This is a genomic window from Streptomyces sp. NBC_01013 (genome assembly GCF_045162765.1).
Lineage (GTDB): Bacteria > Actinomycetota > Actinomycetes > Streptomycetales > Streptomycetaceae > Streptomyces.
Map to the genome: position 1 here is coordinate 3223651 of NZ_CP108687.1, position 24130 is coordinate 3247780.

At 72.7% G+C, this 24130-nt stretch carries 18 protein-coding genes; 6 read left to right on the forward strand and 12 right to left on the reverse strand.

The annotated features are described in order from the left end of the window. Nucleotides 1-11: 11 nt before the first annotated feature. The 3 genes from OG538_RS13695 to OG538_RS13705 form a co-directional block, all read right to left on the reverse strand. Nucleotides 12-1001 carry a malate dehydrogenase gene (locus tag OG538_RS13695; RefSeq protein ID WP_406093441.1) on the reverse strand — a complete coding sequence of 330 codons (990 nt, stop codon included), beginning with the start codon at nt 999-1001 and terminating at the stop codon, nt 12-14. 587 nt (nt 1002-1588) lie between these two features. After that, nucleotides 1589-2191: a DUF3017 domain-containing protein gene (locus tag OG538_RS13700; protein WP_406093443.1), complete on the reverse strand. Its 603-nt coding sequence runs from the start codon at nt 2189-2191 to the stop codon at nt 1589-1591. 29 nt (nt 2192-2220) lie between these two features. Continuing rightward, nucleotides 2221-3084 (reverse strand): bifunctional methylenetetrahydrofolate dehydrogenase/methenyltetrahydrofolate cyclohydrolase, encoded by an 864-nt coding sequence (locus OG538_RS13705; protein ID WP_406093445.1) that lies wholly within the window; start codon nt 3082-3084, stop codon nt 2221-2223. Between the two features lie 229 nt (nt 3085-3313). On the opposite strand from OG538_RS13705, the gene OG538_RS13710 reads away from it, so the two are divergent. Beyond that, nucleotides 3314-4111, forward strand: a complete 798-nt coding sequence (locus OG538_RS13710) for an RDD family protein (RefSeq protein WP_406093447.1) — start codon at nt 3314-3316, stop codon at nt 4109-4111. A 119-nt stretch (nt 4112-4230) separates the two neighbouring features. Here OG538_RS13710 and purH read toward each other — a convergent pair whose 3' ends face one another. Together purH and purN are read right to left on the reverse strand one after the other, a co-directional pair. Beyond that, nucleotides 4231-5784, reverse strand: coding sequence for a bifunctional phosphoribosylaminoimidazolecarboxamide formyltransferase/IMP cyclohydrolase (purH, locus tag OG538_RS13715; RefSeq protein ID WP_406093449.1), 1554 nt, complete (start codon nt 5782-5784; stop codon nt 4231-4233). After that, entirely contained in the window at nt 5771-6427 is a 657-nt protein-coding gene (purN, locus tag OG538_RS13720) for a phosphoribosylglycinamide formyltransferase (protein ID WP_406093451.1), read from the reverse strand. Before purN ends, purH begins: the two co-directional genes overlap by 14 nt. 365 nt (nt 6428-6792) lie before the next feature. On the opposite strand from purN, the gene OG538_RS13725 reads away from it, so the two are divergent. Next, complete coding sequence (locus OG538_RS13725; RefSeq protein ID WP_406093453.1) at nt 6793-7725, forward strand: hypothetical protein; 933 nt, start codon at nt 6793-6795, stop codon at nt 7723-7725. Here OG538_RS13725 and OG538_RS13730 read toward each other — a convergent pair. Further along, on the reverse strand, nt 7715-9493 hold the full coding sequence (locus OG538_RS13730) for a DUF6350 family protein (protein WP_406100122.1): 1779 nt from the start codon (nt 9491-9493) through the stop codon (nt 7715-7717). The genes OG538_RS13725 and OG538_RS13730 overlap by 11 nt on opposite strands. A gap of 125 nt (nt 9494-9618) precedes the next feature. On the opposite strand from OG538_RS13730, the gene OG538_RS13735 reads away from it, so the two are divergent. Then, on the forward strand, nt 9619-11166 hold the full coding sequence (locus tag OG538_RS13735; protein ID WP_406093455.1) for a helix-turn-helix domain-containing protein: 1548 nt from the start codon (nt 9619-9621) through the stop codon (nt 11164-11166). A 139-nt stretch (nt 11167-11305) separates the two neighbouring features. Here OG538_RS13735 and sucD read toward each other — a convergent pair whose 3' ends face one another. The 5 genes from sucD to OG538_RS13760 form a co-directional block, all read right to left on the reverse strand. Next, entirely contained in the window at nt 11306-12190 is an 885-nt protein-coding gene (sucD, locus tag OG538_RS13740) for a succinate--CoA ligase subunit alpha (protein WP_326738197.1), read from the reverse strand. A gap of 21 nt (nt 12191-12211) precedes the next feature. Then, the gene (sucC, locus tag OG538_RS13745) at nt 12212-13393 is read right to left on the reverse strand and encodes an ADP-forming succinate--CoA ligase subunit beta (RefSeq protein WP_406093457.1); all 1182 of its coding nucleotides are present in this window, start codon (nt 13391-13393) and stop codon (nt 12212-12214) included. A 472-nt stretch (nt 13394-13865) separates the two neighbouring features. Continuing rightward, complete coding sequence (locus OG538_RS13750; RefSeq protein WP_406093459.1) at nt 13866-15158, reverse strand: vWA domain-containing protein; 1293 nt, start codon at nt 15156-15158, stop codon at nt 13866-13868. After that, on the reverse strand, nt 15155-17533 hold the full coding sequence (locus OG538_RS13755; RefSeq protein ID WP_406093461.1) for a DUF5682 family protein: 2379 nt from the start codon (nt 17531-17533) through the stop codon (nt 15155-15157). Before OG538_RS13755 ends, OG538_RS13750 begins: the two co-directional genes overlap by 4 nt. Continuing rightward, entirely contained in the window at nt 17530-18642 is a 1113-nt protein-coding gene (locus OG538_RS13760; protein WP_406093463.1) for an AAA family ATPase, read from the reverse strand. The genes OG538_RS13755 and OG538_RS13760 overlap by 4 nt, the downstream gene beginning before the upstream one ends. Before the next feature lie 151 nt (nt 18643-18793). Between OG538_RS13760 and OG538_RS13765 the strand changes: the two genes are divergently transcribed. Both OG538_RS13765 and OG538_RS13770 read left to right on the forward strand, forming a co-directional pair. Next, on the forward strand, nt 18794-20212 hold the full coding sequence (locus OG538_RS13765) for an SWIM zinc finger family protein (RefSeq protein WP_406093465.1): 1419 nt from the start codon (nt 18794-18796) through the stop codon (nt 20210-20212). 17 nt (nt 20213-20229) lie between these two features. After that, nucleotides 20230-22044 (forward strand): DUF5691 domain-containing protein, encoded by a 1815-nt coding sequence (locus OG538_RS13770; RefSeq protein WP_406093467.1) that lies wholly within the window; start codon nt 20230-20232, stop codon nt 22042-22044. 202 nt (nt 22045-22246) lie between these two features. On the opposite strand, the gene OG538_RS13775 is transcribed toward OG538_RS13770, so the two are convergent. Then, a complete protein-coding gene (locus tag OG538_RS13775) occupies nt 22247-22660 on the reverse strand; it encodes a cobalamin B12-binding domain-containing protein (RefSeq protein ID WP_406093469.1) in 414 nt (137 codons plus the stop codon). Between the two features lie 405 nt (nt 22661-23065). Here OG538_RS13775 and OG538_RS13780 point away from each other — a divergent pair, with 405 nt between their 5' ends. Then, entirely contained in the window at nt 23066-24010 is a 945-nt protein-coding gene (locus tag OG538_RS13780; RefSeq protein ID WP_406093471.1) for an esterase/lipase family protein, read from the forward strand. Nucleotides 24011-24130: the final 120 nt, after the last annotated feature.

The window sequence follows — 24130 nt, forward strand, 5'->3', positions numbered from 1 at the left end:
GGACGTACGGATCAGATCAGGCCGAGCTCGCGGACCGCGTCGCGCTCCTCGGTGAGCTCCTTCACCGACGCGTCGATGCGCGCACGGGAGAACTCGTTGATGTCCAGGCCCTGGACGATCTTGTACGTGCCGTTCTCCGTGGTGACGGGGAAGGACGAGATGATGCCCTCGGGGACGCCGTAGGAGCCGTCCGACGGGATGCCCATGGAGGTCCAGTCGCCCGCGGCGGTGCCGTTGACCCAGGTGTGCACGTGGTCGATGGCGGCGTTCGCGGCCGAGGCGGCCGAGGACGCGCCACGGGCCTCGATGATCGCGGCGCCGCGCTTGGCGACGGTCGGGATGAAGGTGTCGGCCAGCCACGCCTCGTCGTTGACGAGCTCGGCGGCGTTCTTCCCGCCGACCTCCGCGTGGAAGATGTCCGGGTACTGGGTGGCCGAGTGGTTGCCCCAGATCGTCAGCTTCTTGATGTCGGAGACGGCGGCACCGGTCTTGGCGGCCAGCTGCGAGATCGCGCGGTTGTGGTCCAGACGGGTCATCGCGGTGAAGCGCTCCGCCGGTACGTCCGGGGCGGCGGCCTGCGCGATGAGCGCGTTGGTGTTGGCCGGGTTGCCGACGACGAGGACCTTGATGTCGTCCGCGGCGTTGTCGTTGATCGCCTTGCCCTGCGGCTTGAAGATGCCGCCGTTGGCGGAGAGCAGGTCGCCGCGCTCCATGCCCTTGGTGCGCGGGCGGGCGCCGACGAGCAGGGCGACGTTGGCACCGGCGAAGCCGACGTTGGCGTCGTCGGTGATCTCGATGTTGCGCAGCAGCGGGAAGGCGCAGTCGTCGAGCTCCATCGCGGTGCCCTCGGCGGCCTTGAGACCCTGCGGGATCTCCAGGAGACGCAGGCTGACCGGCACGTCCGGGCCGAGCAGGTGGCCGGAGGCGATGCGGAAGAGCAGCGCGTAGCCGATCTGGCCGGCTGCGCCGGTCACGGTGACATTCACGGGAGTGCGGGTCATGGCGATCTCCGTTAGACAGCTGGCGGTGGGGGCTCCTGGCCCCTGGTGCTGGACATCCCTGAATCTTGATGTGAAGAGATATCCAGCGGTCAGGCTATCCGACCCGGAACCCCACGGCCGCCCGCCCCCCTGTGGCACCGCACACAACCCGTCACTCCCCGCTCATCCGGCCGCGGCCACCTGCGCGCTCCGTCTGCCCGGCGGTTTCGTCCCCCTGCTTACCGCTGCCGCTGACCACTCGTTGCGCGTGTGTCCCGTTCGCTGCGCCGGGCCGCGCCGCGCCGCGCACGGTATGCCTCGCCCGGGGCCGGGTCGGTCCGAGCGCCGTTGCGCAGCGATCACACCGTGGCGGAATGGTCACTTCCGTGCCACAGGCCGCAGTCACCCCTTGAACCCTTGTTCCCCGTCGACAAGGCTGACGTCAGGACGGGGCAAGGTCGCTCAAGTCGCCGCTTTCCGGGCATTTCTTCCCGGTGGGCCCCGCCGCCGGTGTCCGTCCCTTCTCGGGGGAGGGGACGGACACCGTTCAGACCGAGGGACAGGGGTTCAGGGAGGCGGCGTCGCCGCCCCCGTGCGCCGGGCCGGTCTCAGCGAATCGTGAAGTGGACCGCGTCCTCGAGGATCGGGATGTCCAGCCACGGTTTGGGCTGCGCCATGAGCGCCAGCATCACGATGAGGGCGCCCAGCAGTCCGTACGTCACCAGGTCGGTGAACCGGGAACGCACCGCGAGCATGCCCACCGAGGGGACCAGGAGCCGCAGGACCGCGCCCCCGATGAGCGCGACGCCGATCAGGATCGTGCCGATCCGGAAGGCCTCGTCGAAGGGGTCGGCGGCCACGATCAACAGGCCGGCCCCGGCCGTGCAGAGCACCGCGAGCAGCGGCCACTGACGGGCGGGCGCGGGGGCGTCCCCACCCGCCGCCCGGCCGCCGCCCTCGGGGCGCGCGGTGTCCCGGGTGAACGACGGGAAGCGCCGCGACCGGCGCGCGGCCGGGCTCGCGTCGGGGCCGGGCTCCGCATGACTTCCGGTGCGGCCGTCCGGCTCCTCCTCTGCGGGGGCGTCGGCCGCATCTGCCGCGGGGGCCCCGGCCTCGCCTTCGGCCGCGACCTCAGCCGCGTCCGCGGCCTGCTCGCCGGCCGGGCCGGTCGCCGAGGCGGCCCGGTCGGCCGGGCTCGTACCAGCACCCATGGGGTTCCTTCCGGATCGGATCAGCCGGCTCAGACGGCGTCGGCGGCGTCACGCTCGGCCGCCTCGACCACGTTGACGAGCAGCTGGGCGCGGGTCATCGGACCGACACCGCCCGGGTTCGGGGAGATCCAGGCGGCGACCTCGGCCACACCGGGGTGGACGTCTCCGACGATCTTGCCGTTCTCGTCCCGGCTCACGCCGACGTCGAGCACGGCCGCGCCCGGCTTCACGTCCTCGGGCTTGATGATGTGCGGGACGCCCGCGGCGGCGACGATGATGTCGGCCCGGCGCAGGTGGGAGGAGAGGTCACGGGTACCGGTGTGGCACTGGGTCACCGTGGCGTTCTCGGACTTGCGGGTCAGCAGCAGCGGGATCGACCGGCCGATGGTGACACCGCGCCCGACGACCACCACGTGCGCGCCGTTGATCTCGACCCCGTGATGGCGGAGCAACTGCACGACGCCCTGCGGGGTGCAGGGCAGCGGGCCCTTCTCGTTGAGGACGAGCCGGCCCAGACTCATCGGGTGCAGACCGTCGGCGTCCTTGGCCGGGTCCATGAGCTCCAGGACGCGGTTGGTGTCGATGCCCTTGGGCAGGGGCAGCTGCACGATGTAACCGGTGCAGGCGGGGTCGGCGTTGAGTTCGCGGACGACCTCCTCGATCTCCTCCTGCGTGGCGGTGTCGGGGAGTTCACGCTGGATGGAGCCGATGCCGACCTGGGCGCAGTCCTTGTGCTTGCCGTTCACGTACCACCTGCTGCCCGGGTCGTCCCCGACCAGCAGGGTTCCCAGGCCAGGGGTGACACCCCGGGCCTTGAGGGCCGCCACGCGGACGGTGAGATCGGACTTGATCGCGGCTGCGGTGGCCTTGCCATCGAGAATCTGGGCAGTCATGGGTACATTCTCGCGGATGACCGGGCCTGCGGACGAATTACAGGTGCTGACCGTGGCCACAAGGTTGCGCTTGGACAACTTCTTGGGCAGCGACTGGACAAACTTACGTCCTGCTTATAACGATGAAGGCCGCAGTGCCGCAGAAGTACCCGGGGGGCGGACCGCTGATGTTTTCTTTCCTCCGCGCGGCCGCATTCGTCCCCGTACGTCCGTTGGAGGAACGCCCCAGATGAGCTTCGGCGACCCGAACCCGAACAACCCCTACGGAAAGCAGCCCGGCCAGCCCGGCCAGCCGCCGCAGGGTCAGCCGCCCCAGGGTCAGCCCGGTTACGGCTACCCGCAGCAGGCCCCCCAGGGCATTCCGCCGCAGGGTCAGCCGGGTTACGGCTACCCGCAGCAGCAGCCCGGTGTGCCCCCGCAGGGTCAGCCCGGCTACGGCTACCCGCCCCAGCAGCCGGGCGGCACCCTCCAGGCCAACAACGGGTACATCAACGTCGCGGGCCTCGGAACCGTCGAACTCGCCACGATGGGCCGCCGCCTGGGTGCGCGCGCCCTGGACGCCGTCGCGTACGGCATCCTCTACATGATCTTCTCGTTGATCGGCGTGGCAAGCCTCGTGGGCGCCTCGAAGTCCATCGACGACTGCAGCGGCATGGAGTACGGCACTCCTGCCTACACCCAGTGCGTGAACGACGCGGCCGACGCCAGCGTCGGCATCGTCGCGGGCTTCCTCGGCTTCGTCGCCGTGTTCGCACTGATCGCGCTGCTCTACGAGTGGCTGATGGTCTCCATCTGGGGCGCCACGCTCGGCAAGATGGTCCTCAACGTCAAGGTCGTCAAGGAGAGCACCGGCCAGGCCCCCGGTCTGGGTGCGGGCTTCATCCGCTGGATCATCCCGATGGTCGGCTCGCTCTTCTGCGGTCTCGGCACGCTGCTGGTCTACCTCTCCCCCTTCTTCGACAACTCCGGCAAGCTGCAGGGCTGGCACGACCGCGCCGGCAGCACGCTCGTCATCAAGACGAAGTAAGCAATGCCGAGGGTGTGACCGCACACCCCCACCGCATCGCGAAGGCCGCCAACTCCCCTCTCGTTCGGGGGAATTGGCGGCCTTTCGTCTTGCCGGGTCAAACCCGGTTGCGACTCGTGTCAGTGGAAGAAGTGCCGCGTGCCCGTGAAGTACATCGTCACGCCCGCCTTCTTCGCGGCCTCGACCACCAGCTCGTCGCGGACCGAACCGCCCGGCTGGGCCACGGCCTTGATGCCGGCCGCGGTCAGGATCTCCAGCCCGTCGGGGAAGGGGAAGAAGGCGTCGGAGGCCGCGTACGCCCCTCGTGCCCGCTCCTCGCCCGCACGCTCTACGGCGAGCTTCGCGGAGTCGACGCGGTTGACCTGCCCCATGCCGACGCCGACCGAGGCGCCGTCCTTGGCGAGCAGGATCGCGTTGGACTTGACCGCGCGGCACGCCTTCCACGCGAAGGCGAGCTCACGGAGCTCGTCGGCGGAGAGCGCGTCACCGGTGGCGAGCGTCCAGTTGGCCGGGTCGTCGCCCTCCGCCTGGAGGCGGTCGGTCACCTGCAGCAGCGCGCCGCCGTCGATCGGCTTGACCTCGACCTCGGCGGACGGGGCGTCGGGGCAGCGCAGCACTCGGATGTTCTTCTTGCGGGAGAGCACCTCGACGGCGCCGTCCTCGTACGCCGGGGCCACGATGACCTCGGTGAAGATCTCGGCCACCTGCTCGGCCATCTCGACGGTCACCGGCCGGTTGACGGCGATGACGCCGCCGAAGGCCGACAGCGGGTCGCAGGCGTGCGCGTTGCGGTGCGCCGTCGCGACGTCGTCGGCGATCGCGATGCCGCACGGATTGGCGTGCTTGATGATCGCGACGCACGGCTCGGCGTGGTCGTACGCGGCCCGGCGCGCGGCGTCGGTGTCCGTGTAGTTGTTGTACGACATCTCCTTGCCGTGCAGCTGCTCGGCCTCGGCCAGACCGCCCTCGCCGGAGGTGTAGAGCGCGGCGGGCTGGTGCGGGTTCTCGCCGTAGCGCAGGACGTTCTTGCGCGCGAAGGTCGCACCGGTGAAGTCCGGGAAGCCCGAGTCGTCGGCGGCGGCGTAGTCGGCCGCGAACCAGGAGGCGACGGCCACGTCGTACGCGGCGGTGTGCTGGAACGCCTCGGCGGCGAGCCGCTTGCGGGCGGTGAGGTCGAAGCCGCCCGCCTTGACCGCGGCAAGCACGTCGGCGTACCGCTCGGGGCTGGTGACGACGGCCACCGACGGGTGGTTCTTGGCGGCGGCGCGGACCATCGACGGGCCTCCGATGTCGATCTGCTCCACGCACTCGTCGTCGGAGGCACCGGAGGCGACGGTCGCCTTGAACGGGTAGAGGTTGACGACCACCAGGTCGAACGGCTCCACACCGAGCTCGGCGAGCTGCTCACGGTGGGCGTCCAGGCGCAGGTCGGCCAGGATGCCGGCGTGCACGCGCGGGTGCAGCGTCTTCACGCGGCCGTCGAGGCACTCGGGGAAGCCGGTGAGCTCCTCGACCTTGGTGACCGGCACTCCGGCGGCCGCGATCTTCCCGGCGGTGGAGCCGGTGGAGACCAGCTCGACACCCGCCTCGTGCAGACCGCGCGCGAGGTCTTCGAGCCCCGTCTTGTCGTAGACACTGACCAGGGCGCGGCGGATGGGCTTATTCACCGACATGACCGAGATGAACCTTTCGTCCCTCAATGCGATAGCCGTCACGGGCGAGCCGCCCCACGGCCTCGACGAGCAGCTTGCGCTCGACTTCCTTGATGCGTTCATGGAGGGCTGCTTCACCCTCCGGGGTGTCCTCTTCGGTCACCTCGACCACGCCCTGCGCGATGATCGGACCGGTGTCGACGCCGTCGTCGACGAAGTGGACGGTGCACCCGGTGGCCTTCACGCCGTACGCGAGCGCGTCACGCACACCGTGGGCACCGGGAAAGCTGGGGAGCAGGGCGGGGTGGGTGTTGATGAACCTGCCGCCGAACCCGGCGAGGAACTCCTTGCCCACGATCTTCATGAAGCCCGCCGACACGACGAGGTCCGGGCGGTACTCGGCAGTGGCCGCGGCGAGCGCCGCGTCCCACTCCTCGCGCGTCGCGTGGTCCCTGACCCGGCACACGAAGGTGGGAAGTCCGGCCCGCTCGGCCCGCTCCAGACCGGCGATGCCGTCGCGGTCCGCACCGACTGCGACGATCCGGGCGCCGTACCCCTCGGGGTCGTCACCGATCGCGTCGAGCAGGGCTTGGAGGTTCGTACCGGAGCCGGAGACCAGGACGACCAGGCGGGCCGGTCCGGCGGAGGAGAGCGGGGAGGCCACGGCTGGGCCCTTTCTCGCGTGTGGAGCAGTTCGAAGCGGCCGCACCACCCGCCACGTTGCGGGGCCGGCGGCACGGCGGCCATGCTGTTTGTACGGTCGTACGAAAGAATCGCGCCCCCCGATACGGGGAACTCTACGAACGAGTCGACCGTCAGCAACGATACCGGCACCTCGGGAAGCCCTCGTCTTACGGGGGTGAGGGTCCGGTGACGCCTGCCCGGCAGGGGCGGGCGGGCCCGTCCGGCAGCTGCCGGGCACCCCGCCCGTGCGCCCAGCTTCCGGCCCCTCTTCGCCGGAGGGTAGCGTCAGGGGACAGCGAACCGTCCGCCGGGCGGAAATGACGAGATGGGGAAGACGTTCACCATATGCCGGACCGACGCCGCCGCACCGCCTTCCGCCATCCGCTGCCCGAGCGGTCCTCACTGCTGATGCGGGAGCGCCAGTCCCCCACGCCGGGCTCCTCTTCCTCCTCTTCCACTCCGCCCTCCTCCTCGCCGGCCGGTTCCTCAGGGCCTTCCGGTGCCGGGGACGACAATCCGTTCGCCCCGCCGCCCGAGGACCGCCCCGACCAGCCGTGGCAGCCGCGCCACCCGGTCGACGGCGGTACGAACGGTGAGGGCGACGGCGACTCCGGGGACGCTCCCGAGGGCGGGTCCTCCGACAACCGCCCCGTCTGGGGCAGCCAGTGGAGCAGCCACCAGCCGGGGCGCCAGAACGGCACCTTCGGCGGACGGCCCACCGGGCCCGGCGGGCCGAACGGCCAGGGCGGTCCCGAAAGCCCTCGCGGCGGCCTGCGCTGGGACCCGACCGACCCGGTCCAGCGCCGCGCCCGCTACTCACTGCTCTCCGGCATGTGGGCCTTCTTCTTCGCCCTCTTCGACTTCCCGGAGATCGCGCTGCTCCTGGGTGCGCTCGCCACCTACTGGTCGATCAGTGCGCTCCGGGCCAAGCCGACGGAGCCGACGGCGCCGGGGGAAGCCACCGGTCAGACCGGGGCTACCGGCACCGCGTCCGGTGCACCCTCCGCTCCGGCGCCGGCCACCGGCTCCGCGGCCGCTGCGAACCCGCAGGGAACGAACTACCTCCAGCGCGGCAGCCGGCAGCAGACGACGGCCGCGGTCAGCGGTCTGGTGACGGCACTGATCGCTCTGTCGATCGTCGCGACGACGTTCACGGTGCAGTTGGTCTACCGCGACTACTACACCTGCGTGAACGACGCCCTCACCAAGACCGGGCAGCTGTCCTGCAACGACCTCCTCCCGAAGCCGCTGGAGCCCTTCTTCGGCGTCAAGAAGTAGCGTCCTGCGGACCGGCCGGGCCCGGGGGCGCGTCCGGTCCGGACGGCGCGGACGGCGCAACCGGTCCGGACGGTGTAGCCGGTCCGGGTGCGGAATCAGCGGGCGGTACGGGGTGCGAGACCGGTGCCGAAGCCGACGGTGCCGAGTCCGTGGCCGGTGCCGACGGTGCTGAGTACGCTGCCGGTGCCGAGTCCGTGGCCGGTGCCGACGGGGTGGCGGCGGCCGGGACCTTCGCGCGCCAGGGGTCGGTCGGCAGGAAGTCGTACGCCTCGAACTCGTCGTCCGCGTCGTTCCGACGCGGGCCCGCCGGGCGGACCACGGGCACGGAGGCCTCGTCCGCGTCGGCTCCCTCCGCCCGGGGGCCGCGCCTCGGCCACCACCGGCGCCGGGCCGTCCCCGTCGCTCCGTCCGCCGCGCCTTTGTCCGACGCGCCTCCCGGCTTCTCCTCCCCGTCCGTACCACTTGTCGCGGCGCTCTCCGCCTCGGCCTCCTGCCGCTCGGCCGGCTTGACCTCACGCAGCCTCCAGGCCCGCAGCAGCAGCGCCACCGGGACGGCGAGCGCCACCGTCCACGCCAGCGCCGCCGCCCCCGTGAGCCACCAGACCGGGCCGAACCGTGCCAGTGCGTGGGCCCCGAGCGGACCTCCGGCCGCCGCCGCCAGCACGGCCGCACCCACCCCGCAGCCGGCCGCCGCCAGGGTGGTGGTGAGTGCCGTCTCCCGCAGGCTCCACGCTCTCTCGCGCTCACCGTGGGCGGGCGCCGCCCTTCGCACGGTGAACCAGGCGACCGTGACCGCGGCCGCGACCGGCACCGCCCCGGCCGCCCAGTTCAGGGGCGTCCCGGCTCCCTGGTCCGGCAGCGCGGCCAGCAGCGGGAAGTCCGGCAGGGAGGGGTGGCCCCCGAAGGCGACCGGGGTGGCCGTGGACGCCGTACCGAGCGCGAAACCGGGGCCCAGCCCGTAGGCGGCACCCCACACCGCCGCGTTCGGCACCAGCGCCAGCGCCAGGAGGAGCACCGCGAACCGCCCGGCCCAGTCGCCGGAGAGGCGCAGGAAGGACTCCTGGACCGGTTGGGCATGGAACACCAGCGCCATCGCGACCACCAGCGCGCCCCCGCCCAGCAGGACCGCCACTCCGGCCGCCGCCGACCGGCCGACCGCCTCCGCGCGCCGCGCGAACCGGGAGCGCGCCATCGCCTCGTGCAACCGCACCGCCGCCCAGGAGGGCGGCGGCCCGAGCGGGCGGCCCGAGGCTGTCCACACCCCGGTGGCCGCCGCGCCCGCCACCACAAGAACCGACGGGAACAGCAGGGACAGCGGCTGCGCGGACAGCGAGGAACCCCGCGCGTAGAGCGCGACAGCCGCACCGACCAGCAGATATCCCCCCGTCACCAAGGCGAACGCGCCACTGGCAGAGGGAGCGCCGTACCCCTGCTCCGGCTCCAGCACATCCCGGGCCGCCCGGTGCACCAGCCGGACCGGCAGGACGGCGAGGAGCAGCGGAACCACACCGACGGGGGCCGGGGCGCCGGTCAGGGTGTCGGTCCTGGTCAGCTCGGCGCCGTGCGCGAGCAGCCAGAGACCCGCCGCCGCGTGGACAGCCTCGCCCGGTCCGCTGTCGGGTGCCGGCGAGCTGATCCAGAGCACCACGACGAGCACGGCGACGGAGCCCAGGCCCAGTCCTGCCGCGAGGGCTCCGCGGAGCAGAGCCCGGGCCTGCACGGCGGACCGTCCATGCTCTGTCGGCAACGACGTGCGGCGCTCGGTCATTTGGGTCACGTCGCCATGCTCCCAACGACACGCGCCTATTCCGTGTAACGGGCGAACGGCCGTTGTGTCGCTCAATATACGTTTATGTACTTTTTCACCCAGTGCAGGTCGGGCGGGGGGCCTTGATGACGCAGAGCGCGAACGGTACGGCCGCTGCCCATCCGCTCCCCACGCCCAAGGAGCGACGCAGACTGCGGGAGGCGAAGTCACTGAGTGAGGAGCAGGTCGCGGCGGCCGTGGGCGTCACCCGGGCCACGGTCCGGGCCTGGGAGACGGGCCGCACCAGCCCACGCGGTCGCAAGCGCGAGGCGTACGCGCGACTGATCGGAACCGGCGGTACGCGGTCCGGTTCACATCCCGTCCCCGTCAAGCCGACCACGCCGAACGGTCGGGCGAGGGCCGCCGCCGCACGGCAGGCCAGGTCGCCGATGGTGGTGCCGCCCGGGTCCGAGACCTCCGGCGCACCCGAAACCGTGAAGGCCGCCCAGCGGTCCGCGACGCCCACCCCCACGAACCGTCCGCCGACCCCCGTCGAAGCCACCGGGAGCGACGTCATGGACCCGACCGAGCCCGGCACCACCGCCACACCCGAGCACGGCACCACCGCCACACCCGAGCCCGGCACCACCGCCGCACCCGAGACGGTGGCCGGCCGGACGGCCGAGAGTCCCGCCCTCGCCGTCGCAGCCGGGAGCGTGCACGCCGAGACCGTTGCGACCGAGCCGGTCGCTGCCGGGAGAGCGGGCGGAGCCGAAGCGGCGCTCGCGGACGAGGGAGCGGACGCAGCCGCAGCGACCGCCGGGACCGAGAGAGCAGACGCAGCGGAAGCGGCCGCCGCGGCCGAGGGCGCCGGGCCCTCCCCCGCCGAGGCGTTCGACGCGCTGTACCGGCACACCGCCCCCGCCCTCTACCGTCAGACCTATCTGCTGACCGGTCGCCGCGCCCTCTCCCGGGAGGCCGTCGGCAAGGCGTTCGAGCAGGCCTGGCAGCGCTGGCCGGAGGTCGCCGTGGACCGCGATCCGGCGGGCTGGGTGCGGGCCGCCGCCTACGAGCACGCGATGTCACCGTGGCACCGACTGCGTCGCGAGCACCGCCATCCCGATCCGCCGCCCGAGGCACCGGGTCCGCGCGCCCTGCTCGACGCGCTGCTGGCTCTGCCGCCCTCGTACCGCCGGACCCTGCTGCTGCACGACGGGGTCGGCCTCGGGCTGCCGGAGACAGCGGCGGAGACGGAGGCCAGTACCGCGGCGGCGGCCGGGCGGCTGGTGAACGCCAGGGCCGCCGTCGCCGAGCAGCTGCCGGAGCTCGCGGAGCCGTCGACACCGGCCGGGCAGTCCGCACTGCTGCACGAACATCTCGGCGCCCTCGCCCTCGCCCAGCCCGCGCCCTCGCTCCCGGTTCCGGACCTGATCCGGACGGGCTGCGAGCGCAAGGCGCAGCTCTGGACCCGGGCCGCCATCGCGTTCACCGTGCTGCTGATCGGGCTGACGCTGATCACCCTGGCGACGGCACCGACCCGGTACGAGACGCCCCAGTCGCCCCCGCAAAGGGTGCAGGGGGTGCCTCCGCTCGGCGGTCCGCAGAAGCTGACGCCGCAGGACAAGGAGCTTCAGAAGAAGCTCGGCAGCGAGCTGGTGCGCGGTCCGGGCCGGCTGGTCCCCCGAGCCGGCTGATCCGGCGCATCTGCGGGAGCTCCGGCCGACCGCCGCACACCCGGCACACAAAGACGCGGGCCCGTCCCCCGATCGGGGGACGGGCCCGCGTCTTGTGCGGTGACGCGTTCCTGCGGTGGTGCTCCGACACGGTGGGGCGTCAGGCGCCGAGGATCTCGCGTGCCAGCTTGGCGGTCTCGGTCGGCGTCTTGCCGACCTTGACGCCGGCGGCCTCGAGGGCCTCCTTCTTCGCCTGCGCGGTGCCGGACGAGCCGGAGACGATGGCACCGGCGTGGCCCATGGTCTTGCCCTCGGGGGCGGTGAAGCCCGCGACGTAACCGACGACCGGCTTGGTGACGTTCTTCGCGATGAAGTCCGCCGCACGCTCCTCGGCGTCGCCGCCGATCTCGCCGATCATGACGATCAGGTCGGTGTCGGGGTCGGCCTCGAACGCTTCGAGGGCGTCGATGTGCGTCGTACCGATGACCGGGTCGCCACCGATGCCGACGGCGGACGAGAAGCCGATGTCACGGAGCTCGTACATCATCTGGTAGGTCAGCGTGCCGGACTTCGACACGAGACCGATGCGGCCGGGCTTGGTGATGTCGCCCGGGATGATGCCGGCGTTGGACTGGCCGGGGGTGATGAGACCCGGGCAGTTCGGGCCGATGATCCGGGTCTTGTTGCCCTTAGCGCCGGCGTACGCCCAGAAGGCGGCCGAGTCGTGAACGGCGATGCCCTCGGTGATCACGACGGCGAGCGGGATCTCGGCGTCGATCGCCTCGATGACGGCGGCCTTGGAGAAGGCCGGCGGCACGAAGAGGACGGACACGTTCGCGCCGGTCTTCTCCATCGCCTCGGCGACGGAGCCGAAGACCGGTACCTCGGTGCCGTCGAAGTCGACGGTCGTGCCGGCCTTGCGCGGGTTCACGCCACCGACGATGTTGGTGCCGTCGGCGAGCATGAGCTTGGTGTGCTTCATACCCGTCGAGCCGGTCATCCCCTGGACGATGACCTTGCTGTCCTTGGTGAGGAAGATAGCCATGGTGGTCTGAGTCCCTCTTCCTTACTTCGCAGCCGCGGCGAGCTCGGCGGCCTTGTCGGCCGCGCCGTCCATGGTGTCCACGCGCTGAACGAGCGGGTGGTTGGCGTCGGAAAGGATCTTGCGACCCAGCTCCGCGTTATTGCCGTCAAGGCGCACGACGAGCGGCTTGGTGACCGCTTCGCCCTTGGACTTGAGCAGCTCGAGCGCCTGGACGATGCCGTTGGCGACCTCGTCGCAGGCGGTGATGCCGCCGAAGACGTTGACGAACACGGACTTGACGTCCGGGTCGCCGAGGATGATCTCCAGGCCGTTCGCCATGACCTCTGCGGAGGCGCCGCCACCGATGTCGAGGAAGTTGGCGGGCTTCACGTTGCCGTGGTTCTCACCGGCGTACGCGACGACGTCCAGGGTCGACATGACCAGACCGGCACCGTTACCGATGATGCCGACCTCGCCGTCGAGCTTGACGTAGTTGAGGTTCTTGGCCTTGGCGGCAGCCTCGAGCGGGTTGGCCGCGGCCTTGTCCTCGAGCGCCTCGTGCCCGGGCTGACGGAAGTCGGCGTTCTCGTCGAGAGACACCTTTCCGTCCAGCGCCAGGATGCGGCCGTCCTTGGTCTTCACCAGCGGGTTGACCTCGACGAGGAGCGCGTCCTCGGCGACGAAGGTGTCCCACAGGGTCACCAGGGCCTCGGCGACACCCTCGGCCACGTCGGCCGGGAACTTCGCCTGGGCCACGATCTCGCGGGCCTTGACGATGTCGACGCCGTCAACGGCGTTGACCGGGACCTTCGCGAGGGCCTCGGGGGTCTTCTCCGCGACCTCCTCGATGTCCATGCCGCCCTGCACCGAGGCCATGGCCAGGAAGGTGCGGTTGGTGCGGTCGAGGAGGTACGAGACGTAGTACTCCGCCTCGATCTCCGGGGACAGCTCGGCGATCATCACCTTGTGGACCGTGTGGCCCTTGATGTCCATGCCGAGGATGTCGGTCGCCCGGGCGACCGCCTCGTCGGGGGTGGCGGCCAGCTTCACGCCACCGGCCTTGCCGCGGCCACCGACCTTCACCTGGGCCTTGACGACCGACTTGCCGCCCAGCCGCTCGGTCGCCTCGCGGGCTGCCTCAGGCGTCTCGATCACTTCACCGGCCAGCACCGGTACACCGTGCTTGGCGAAGAGGTCCCTCGCCTGGTACTCGAACAGGTCCACGCGCGTCCGTCCCTTATCAATGGTCTCGCGGTTGGTTTTCTGCGTGGGCGTGCCGCGAGGGGCAACGTGACTGCTCTGTCACTAGGAAGGCGCACACGGTGACCGAATACGCGGCATGTCCATCTCGCAGGTTATCCCCGAGCCCCGCATGACCCTAAATCGCAGATCACACCTGGGCGGTGATTACGGTCACAGATCGCGCTGGTAGCCGGGTCGCAGTGGACAAAACGGCGCCGGGCAGCGGCCGTGGCGGCTCCCCGCGGACCGGGCGGGCCCCCTGGTGCGGCCCCTTCGGGGCCCGCACCGTGCGGGACACCGTGGACGGCAGCGGATGCCGTGGAGACGAGGGCCACGGGGGCCGCGGTGGGTGCGGTGGATGCGGTGGGTGCGGTGGCACTGGAAGCCGCCGCGGCCCCGTACCGGGGAGGCGGACCGTGGCCGCCGTCGGTGCCCGGGTCGCGCATGTCCCCTGTTACTGATGGGTCTCCTCGTCCGGTATGGGCAGGGGCCGCTTCTCGATCGCGGCCGCCATCACGTCCGGGAAGAGGTCCGGGGTACAGGCGAAGGCCGGAGCACCCAGGGCGGAGAGCGCCGCCGCGTGATCGCGGTCGTAGGAGGGCGCCCCCTCGTCGGAAAGGGCGAGCAGGGTCACGAACTGCACTCCGGACGCCTTCATCGCGGCGACCCGTTTCAGCATTTCGTTGCGGATGCCGCCCTCGTAGAGGTCGCTGATGAGCACGACGACGGTATCGGCGGGGCGGGTGATCCTGGACTGGCAGTAGGCGAGCGCCCGGTTGATGTCCGTGCCGCCGCCGAGCTGGGTGCCGAAGAGCACGTCGACGGGGTCGTCGAGCTGGTCGGTGAGGTCGACCACCGCCGTGTCGAAGACGATCAGCCTGGTCTGCAGCGTGCGCATGGACGCGAGGACGGCGCCGAAGACCGAGGCGTACACGACGGAGGCCGCCATCGAACCCGACTGGTCGATGCAGAGGATGACGTCCTTCTTCACGGACTGCGCGGCCCGCCCGTAGCCGATGAGCCGCTCGGGGACGATCGTGCCGGCCCCGTCCTCGCCGGGGAGGGTGAGGTAGTTCTTCAGGTTGGCCCGGATGGTGCGGTCCCAGTCGATGTCGTGATGGCGGGGCCGGTTGACCTTCGCGGAACGGTCCAGGGCACCGGTGAGCGTGGCCCGGGTCCGGGAGGAGAGTTGCGCCTCCAGCTTCTCGACGACCTTGCGCACGACGGCTCTTGCCGTCTCCTTCGTCGTCTCGGGCATGGCCTTGTTGAGGGAGAGCAGGGTGCCGACGAGATGGACGTCCGCCTCGACGGCCTCCAGCATCTCCGGTTCGAGCAGGAGCGCGGAGAGGCCGATGCGCTCGATGGCGTCACGCTGCATGACCTGGACGACGGACGTGGGGAAGTACGTACGGATGTCACCGAGCCAGCGGGCGACGGACGGGGCGGAGGCCCCGAGGCCGGCCGCTCGGCCATTGCCGCCCCGCCCGCCGGACCGGCCCCCGCTCTCGTAGAGCGCGGTCAGCGCACCGTCCATCGCCGCGTCGCGTCCGGTGAGGGTGCAGCCGGTGCTCTCCGCGCTGTCCGCCCCCAGCACCATGCGCCAACGGCGCAGTCGTTCCCCGTCGTCCTTCTCGCGACCCCTCTCGTGGCCCGCCGCGACCTGCGGCGCTGCCGCTGGTGCGGCTGCCACGTCCCCCACGGTCGACGCTGCCACGTTCACCGCGTCCGTGCCGTTTCCTGTCGTCATCCCGCGGCCCCCAGCCGTTCCTCGTGGTGTTCGGACGTTTCCGGTCTCGTCCCGGCGTCCAGGCCCAGCAGCAGGCGCAGCACCGGCACCACCGCGTCCGCCCGCGCCCCGTCGAGGACGGGTCCGAATCCGGGCGCCGTGGACTCGCGGCCCGCTACCGCTCCCGTGCCCGGGTCCGTGCCCACGGCCGGACCGCGCCGGACGAGTTCACCCAACGTGCGCCGCACGCCCGACTCGTACGCCGAGAAGGTGCGACGCAACAGGGGCAGGACATCGGTGAAGGTGTCCGCCGGGACTCCGGTGAGCCAGGAGTCGACCAGGGCGAGCAGCCGCTCGTCGTGGACCAGGAGCATGCCGCCACCGGCCGCGCCGCCGACGAAGCCCTCGATCCACGCGGCGGCGTCGGCCGGAGGCGTGCCGGGCGACAGGGCAAGCCCCATCAGCCGCGCGGCCTCGTCCTGCGCGAGGTGTCCGTCGTCGAGCAGCAGCCGGGCGGCCCGGCCGCGGATCACGCCCGCGACCGTGTCGCGGACGGCGAGTCGGTGCAGCACCGTTCGCCAGCGCTCACGCAGTCCGTCCGCGTTCGCCGGGACGGCACCGGCGAGCAGCCCGATCGCCGTGTGGACGCCGTCCACCTGGCGGCGCAGCGCGGCGGCCCCGTCCGCGTCGAGACCGGTGCAGGCGGGCGGCAGTCCGACACAGATCCGCTCCGCGAGCCCGGCCGCGACCTCCCCGAGCGCGGCGGTGTCCGTGGCGCGGACGTCCCCGTATCGCAGGGTGCGGGCCAGGGCCGGCAGGGCGTCGGCGAGGTGGCCGACATCGGCGTCGAGGGCCGCCCGGTCGGCGAGGACCCGCATCACGACGGGCAGCGCCTCGGGCAGTCCGGCGAGCAGGCAGCGCTCGGCGAGGGTGGTCACCTCGGCGAGTGCGGTGGCCGCCAGGGCGTCCGACTCGGCGCGGGCGGTGGCGGCGGAGAGCACGGTGGTGCCCCAGACGCCCGCCTCCGCGACGCGTACGTACAGCTCGGGCTCCCAGCGCAGCCGCCAGCTCTCCCTGAAGGTGCCGGTGCTTCCCCGGCCTGCGGCCGGTTCGCCCCAGCCGATGCCGAGGAGGCGCAGCCGGTGCAGGAGCCGGCTGCGGGCCGCGTCGGTGTCCTTGCGCAAGTCCAGGTCCAACTCCCGCTCGGCGGCCTCCGGTTTCAGCCGGAGGGTGCGCTGCTGCCGGTTGAGGTCGCGCTGGAGCGGCACGGCGGGTGCGGTGTCCGGCACTTCGCCGAGGGTCACGCCGACGACCAGCCGGTCCCGGACGAGGGCGAGAGGCACATCTGAGCCCTCACACATCACGGCCCGGACGGCGTCCGTCGTCTCGCTCAGTCCGGCGAGCGGCCGGCCTCGCATGGCGGCGAGGGTGTCGGCGAGCCGGACCGCCTCGATGACGTGGGCCGAGGACACGAACCGGTCCTCGTCGCGCAGGAGTCCGGCGACCTTGGTCATCCACCGTTCGACCGGGCGGTCCGGGGCGGCGAAGAGGTGCTCGTACCAGCCCGGCGAGTCGATCCCCGCCCCGTATCCGCTGTGCCGGGCGAGCCGCTGGTGGGTCCAGGGCACCCAGGTCAGCTCCGCCTTGACCTTGGGGAGGCCCTTGAGGAGTGCCCGGTCGGCGGTCTGCGTCGTCCTCGCCTCCAGTGCGGGAACGTGCCAGGCACCGCAGACCACGGCGAACGCCCCGCCGAACTCCTTGCGTGCGGAGCGGAGCTGGATGCGCATGTACGCCTCCCGGACCGCGTCCCTGGGGTGCCCGCCGTCCCCGTACACCTCGCGCAGGGCGGTCATCGCCTCGCCGAGTGCGGCGAAGGCGGCCAGCGGGTCGGCGGCTGCGGCCCCGGACGACCCCGGGGTGCGGTGTTCGACGACGTCCTCCCACCAGCGCTCGGGGTCGTCGTAGCCCGCCGTCTCGGCCAGCACCCGGATCGGGTCGACGGGAACGGGCCGAGGCTCGTCGTCCGGCTCCGGGCCACCGTCCTGCTCGCCCTCCTCCGTCATGGCCAGGGAGTGTGCCGCGGGCAGATCGATGAACCGGACCGGGACGCCGTGCGCCAGGGCCCAGCGCATCGCGACCCACTCGGGCGAGAACGCGGCGAGCGGCCAGAACGCCGCCCGCCCCGGATCGTCCACCGCGTGGGCGAGCAGGGCGACGGGCGGCCTCATCTGCTCGTCGGCGGCGAGCGGCAGCAGCGCGTCGCCCTCGGGCGGGCCCTCGATGAGCACCGCCTGCGGCCGGGCCCGGTCCAGGGCGGCGAGGACGGCGCGGGCGGAGCCCGGGCCGTGGTGCCGCACCCCGAGCAGCAGCGGTCCCGCCGGGTGCGCGCCGGTCATACCGAGACCTCACGGCAGGCGCGGTAGAAGTCCTTCCAGCCGTCCCGCTCGCGCACCACGGTCTCCAGGTACTCCTGCCAGACCACGCGGTCGGCCGCCGGATCGCGGACGACCGCACCGAGGATGCCGGCGGCGACGTCCCCGGGACGGAGCACGCCGTCACCGAAGTGGGCGGCGAGGGCGAGGCCGTTGGTGACGACGGAGATGGCCTCGGCCGTGGACAGTGTCCCGGAGGGGGACTTGAGCTTGGTGCGGCCGTCGGTGGTGACCCCGTCGCGCAGCTCGCGGAAGACCGTGACGACGCGGCGGATCTCCGCGAGGCCGTCGGGCGCGGGCGGGAGGTCGAGCGAGCGGCCGACCTGGTCGACACGGCGCGAGACGATGTCGACCTCCGCCTCGGGGGTGGCCGGCAGCGGCAGCACCACGGTGTTGAAGCGGCGGCGCAGCGCGCTGGACAGCTCGTTGACGCCGCGGTCGCGGTCGTTGGCGGTGGCGATGACGTTGAAACCGCGGACGGCCTGGACCTCCTGGCCCAGTTCGGGCAGCGGCAGGGTCTTCTCCGACAGGATCGTGATCAGCGAGTCCTGCACATCCGCGGGGATGCGGGTGAGCTCCTCGATCCGGGCGGTCATGCCCTCGGACATGGCGCGCATCAGCGGGCTGGGCACCAGCGCGTCACGACTGGGCCCGTGCGCGAGCAGCTGCGCGTAGTTCCATCCGTATCGCACGGCTTCCTCGGGCGTCCCCGCCGTGCCCTGGACGAGAAGGGTCGAGTCGCCGCTGACGGCGGCCGCGAGGTGCTCGGACACCCAGGTCTTGGCGGTCCCCGGCACGCCGAGGAGCAGCAGCGCCCGGTCGGTGGCGAGTGTGGTGACGGCGACTTCCACGAGGCGGCGCGGGCCGACGTACTTGGGTGTGATCACTGTGCCGTCGGGCAGGGTGCCGCCGAGCAGATACGTGGCGACGGCCCACGGCGACAGCCGCCAACGCGCGGGACGGGGACGGTCGTCGGCTGCGGCGAGCGCTTCGAGCTCGTCGGCGAAGGCGTCCTCGGCATGCGGGCGCAGCGCCTCGGCGCCCATGGTCGAGGTGGTTTCGGACACGGTCATGGATCCCCCTCCAGATCGGTCGACCTGTTGTGGTTCCCACCGTGCACCATGCCACTGACAATCGGCCTTCCCGCAGGTCAGGGCCAGGTTCCGGCGATCTGATCCGCCGGGTGGGACCGCGTTGTCAGTGGGGCGGCCTAACGTCGTTCCCATGCTGCTGACTGACGGGGGAGAACCTTTGGGCGCCGCTGCTCCGGCGGCGCACTGGACGGTGGAGCAGGTCCTGGCCCTGGCTCCTGACGACGCCTCACGCAAGGCGGGGAACAAGCTGGGTTCGGCCGGCCCGTGGTCGGACACCGGAGCGGACGGGTCGGGCGCGGTGTGGGGGCTGTGCCGGGGAAGCGGGAGCAAGCCCTACCGCACGGTGATCGACACCACGGGCCCTGCGTACAAGTGCAGTTGCCCCAGTCGCAAGTTCCCGTGCAAGCACGCGCTGGGTCTGCTGCTGCTCCGCGCGTCCGACGGATCGGCGCTGCCCGTCGGCGATCCGCCCGACTGGGCGGGCGAGTGGCTGGCGGGCCGGCGTGTACGCGCCCAGGTCAAGGAACAGACTCCGGGCGGCGGGCCGGCCGATTCCGAGGCCGCCCGGCGCCGTGCCGAGCGCCGGGCCGAACGGATCGGCGGCGGCGCTCAGGAGCTGGAGCAGCGTCTGACCGACCTGCTGCGGGGCGGCCTGGCCGCGGCCGAGCAGTCGGGGTACGGGCTCTGGGAGGAGACGGCCGCCCGCATGGTCGACGCGCAGGCGCCCGGTCTGGCGGGACGGGTGCGGGAGTTGGGCGCGATCCCGGCCTCCGGTCCGGGCTGGCCGGTACGACTGCTGGAGGAGTGCGCGCTGCTCCATCTGCTGGACACGGCGTGGCTGGGCATCGACCGGCTTCCGCCCCCGCTGGCGGCGACGGTCCGCACCCGCGTGGGCCTGACGGCGGCTGCGGAGGGACCGCCGATCCGTGACCACTGGCTGGTCCTCGCGCAGTACGACACACCTGAGGGCAAGATCGTCACCCGCCGCATCTGGCTGTACGGGAGGGCCTCGGGCCGCACCGCGCTGCTGCTGTCCTTCGGGGCGGCCGGCCGCTCCCCCGGACAGGCCCTGCCGGTGGGTGTCACGCTCGACGCCGAGGTCACACCCTTTCCGGGGGCCGGACAGCTACGGGCCGAGCTGGGACCGCAGTTCGGCCTGCCCGTACCGGCCGGATCGCCACCGCCCGGTGTCCCGGTGGGTGGGGCGATCGCCGCGTACGGCCGGGCGCTGGGCGACGATCCGTGGCTGGAGTCCTGGCCGGTGACGCTGCGCGATGTCATACCCGTGCCGTCCGCGGACGGCTGGCAACTGGCGGACGCGGAGGGTGATGCGGCCCTGCCCGTCGCCGCCGCCGCGCTGTCCCGGCCTGCGCTGTGGAAGCTCGTCGCGCTCTCCGGCGGTGGCCCGGTCACCGTCTTCGGGGAGTGCGGCCACCGCGGCTTCGATCCGCTCGCGGCATGGCGGCCCGCCGACGGGGGCGATGACGCCGCCCCGGCGGATCCGTCGGCGCCCGCCCGGCCGGCCGCCGAGACCGTGCCGCTCATCTGACCCGAGGAGGAGGAGCGATGCCCCGTACCACCGCGTCCACGACGGCGCCTGCGCCCACGACCCCACACACGACCGCACCCCGGTCCGGTTCTTCGACCACCACGTCCCGGTCCTCAACCACCGCGCCCCGCACCGGCTCCCCGGCCACCGAGCCCATCGCAGGGCCCGTGCCCGCCGCAGAGCCGCTGCCCGCCGACGGGCCGGCGGCCCTCCCGTGGGAGGAGCTCGTCACCTCGGCGCTGCTCGGTACCGACCGCCGCCCACCCGGGACGCCCTCCGGCACCGGCTCGTCCGGCACCGGTTCATCCCGCACCGGGCCCGACGGCGCGGCGGCCGTGCTGCTGGACGCGGCGGCGCTGCACACCGTGCGCCGCCGGGCGGGGCTGCTGCCCGCCCCCGCGGCACCCCGGCCCGATCCCGCACCCGCCGACCCGCGGCCGGCGCTTCCGGACGCCGCCCGAAGCCGGCTGGCACAACTGCTCGCTGACCGGGCGGCAGCCGGCGGTTCGGGGGGCAGGCGTGGCACGGCACCCGATCTCATGGAGCTGCTCCCGCAGTGGCTCGCCACCGCCAATCTGCACGGATACCGGGCGCCGGACGCCGCGTTGCCGCCCCTGCTGGACGCCGCCCGGGCGCGGACCGATCTGCGCCCCCAGGCCCTGGCGTTCGCCGGGCCCCGCGGGCTGTGGCTGGCCGGCCTGAACCCCGACTGGAAGTTCGCGCTGCGCGGCGCGTCCGGCAGTGCGCTGCTGCCCGAGGTGACGGACGCGGAGGCGGTGCGCCGGCTCTGGGAGGAGGGCCTGTTCGCCGAACGCGTCGCCCTGCTGTCCGCCGTCCGGGCGCACGACACGGGCGCCGCCCGCGCCCTGCTCGCCACCACCTGGTCCACCGAACGGGCCGAGGACCGCCTGATGTTCATCGACTCGCTGCGTACGGGGCTGTGCGGGGCCGACGAACCGTTCCTGGAGCAGGCGCTGGCCGACCGCAGCCGCAATGTGCGTGCCACGGCCGCCGAACTTCTGTCCGCGCTCCCCGGCTCGGCGCTGGCCCGTCGGATGGCGGCGCGCGCCCTGTCCTGCGTGAGCCCCGGTCTCACCGGCGCCGGACCGTCCGTGGCCGTGGAGGCACCCCATGAATGCGATGCGGCGATGCAGCGCGACGGGGTGGTGGCGCTCCCGCCGTCCGGGCGGGGCGAGCGGTCGTGGTGGCTGGGCCAGCTGGTGGAGTCGTCCCCGCTGTCCGTGTGGCCGGGCCGGTTCGGCGGCCGTGCGGCACAGGAGATCGTCGCGCTGCCCGTGGCCGACGGCTGGGGCGAGGAACTGCACGCGGCCTGGTGCCGGGCGGCCGTGCGCCAGCGGGACCCGGCGTGGGCGCGGGCGCTGCTGGGCGCCCCTTCCACGCCTCCGTCGAACGGCCCCGGCACTGCGTCGCTCGCCGAGCGGTCGAAGCTCCTGGCCGTTCTTCCCGCTGCCGAACGGGCCGACTGGGTGGCCGGGTTCATCGCGGCCCACGGCCTGTCGGAGGCGTTCCAGCTGCTGGGTGTCTGCCCGACGCCGTGGGCGGAGCCGCTGGGGCGGTCCGTCGTGGACGCCCTCGACATCGCCCGGGACGCGGGCAGTTACCCCTGGAGCTTCAGCGGGGTGATGGGCCTCGCCGAGCGCTGCCTGAATCCGGCCGAGGCGGACCGGCTGGAGGTCCTCACCACGACACCCGACGAGCCCGTGGACGCCTCACCGGGTGCGAACGGTTACTGGTCGGAAGCGTTCCAGCGCCTGGTCTCCACGCTGCGGCTGCGCGCGGCGATGGACGGGGAGCTGGTACCGGGCCACTGAGGCAGGGGGCGGCAGCGTGCGGCTCACGGTCCGGGAGACCGGGAGCCGCACACCGTCGCAGCCCGGGCCGCGGCGGTCACGCTCCGACTCAGGCCTGCGCCGGCCGGCGGACGCGGCAGCGGGCAGCGGTGTGCGGCTCACGACCCCGGAGGCCGGGCACCGCACACCGTCGCAGCCCGGGCCGCGGCGGTCACGCTCCGACTCAGGCCTGCGCCGGCTGGCGGACGTTCGCGTTGACCCAGTCCACGATCGCGACCGTCGTCGCGCCCGGCGTGAAGATCTCCGCGACACCCTGCTCCTTCAGCGGTGCGATGTCCGCCTCCGGGATGATGCCGCCGCCGAAGACCTTGATGTCCGCCGCGTCGCGCTCCTTCAGCAGCTCGATCACCTTCGCGAAGAGCGTGTTGTGCGCGCCGGAGAGGATCGAGAGACCGATGGCGTCTGCATCCTCCTGGATCGCGGTGTCCACGATCTGCTCAGGCGTCTGGTGGAGCCCCGTGTAGATGACCTCCATACCCGCGTCGCGCAGCGCCCGCGCGATCACCTTGGCCCCGCGGTCATGGCCGTCGAGGCCCGGCTTGGCCACCACCACACGGATCGGACCGGTCACACCCATCACTGCCTCCACATGCGTCTCCCGTGCCTGAAGGCCAGGGAATGTGAACGAACGTTATCCACAGCATCCCGCAAGCCGCCGTTTCGCGGTGGGCGGGGAGGGGGAAATCACACGTGGGACATGTTCACCGGTCGCCGTTCCCGCAGCACTCGGCATTCCTGCCGTGCGGGACCGGTCGTCAGGGAGCCGCGACGAGGTCGCCGTGCCACCGCGCCGTCAGCCGCACGGCACGGTGGTACGGCTCACCGCCTTCCCGTCCGCCGGTCACCGAAGGTGATCCGGCCGGCACGGCGGGCGGCGAGTCCCGGGACGGCGACCGCCGGTCCGGTCCTCCGGCGTGGCACCCGCGGGAGCATACGGGGCAGCGAGCCGCTCCTCCCCGGGTTCCGGAGCAGGAGGTCGACCATGAAGGCCCCGCAGACCCTGCCCTTCCTTCCCCTACTGCTGCGCCGGCTGTGCACGGTCTCCACCTGGCTGCCGTCCGCCCGGGTGCCGTCCACCCGGCTGTCCGCCGCCCTGCTGAAGGCGACCGCGCTCGAACTGGTGGTGCTGACCGGGCACGCCCTCCTGTATCCCACCGGCATCACCGGTGAACGCCACGCCACAGCCGGACCGCCGACAGGACCAGCGGCCGACACCGCGGGTCGAGCCGTCCCTGCCCCCGCTCCCACGGCCGCCCCCGAAGGGACGACCGCCCTGCCCGGCGGTGGCCCCGAGCGTCCGCCCGTCGTACTCCTGCACGGCTTCATCGACAACCGCTCCGTCTTCGTCCTGCTGCGCCGCTCGCTGGCCCGGCACGGCTGGCACCATCTGGAGTCGCTCAACTACTCCCCACTGACCTGCGACATCCGCACGGCCGCCGAGCTGCTCGGTCGGCACATCGAGGAGATCTGCGCCCGCACCGGCCACCGCGAGGTCGACATCGTCGGGCACAGCCTCGGCGGGCTGATAGCGCGCTACTACGTCCAGCGCCTGGGCGGTGACCGGCGGGTGCGCACCCTTGTCACCCTCGGCACGCCGCACGGCGGCACCGCCGTCGCCCCGCTGGCCGGCGCCCACCCCATCGTGCGCCAGATGCGCAGCGGTTCGGCGCCGATCGAGGAGCTGCGCCTGCCGGCGCCCGGCTGCCGCACCCGGTTCGTCAGCTTCTGGAGCGAGCTGGACCGAGTGATCGTCCCCGTCGAGGCGGCCTGCATCGAGCACCCGGACCTGGACGTGGTGAACGTACGCGTCAGCGGCGTCGGCCATCTCGCCCTGCCCGTGCACCCGGCCGTGGCCACCGGCATCCGCCAGGCGCTCGACGCCCGTGCCCCGGCCCCCGGGTCCGCCGACGCCGCCTCCGTGGCCTGACTGCCGGATTCCGGATGCCGCGTCCCAGCCGCTGCCCCCTTCAACCCTCCCGCAAATAGAACGAACCTCGAACATAGAGCCAAGGGTGTGTGAGCGGCCCACCGATAGGCGGCCGATTGC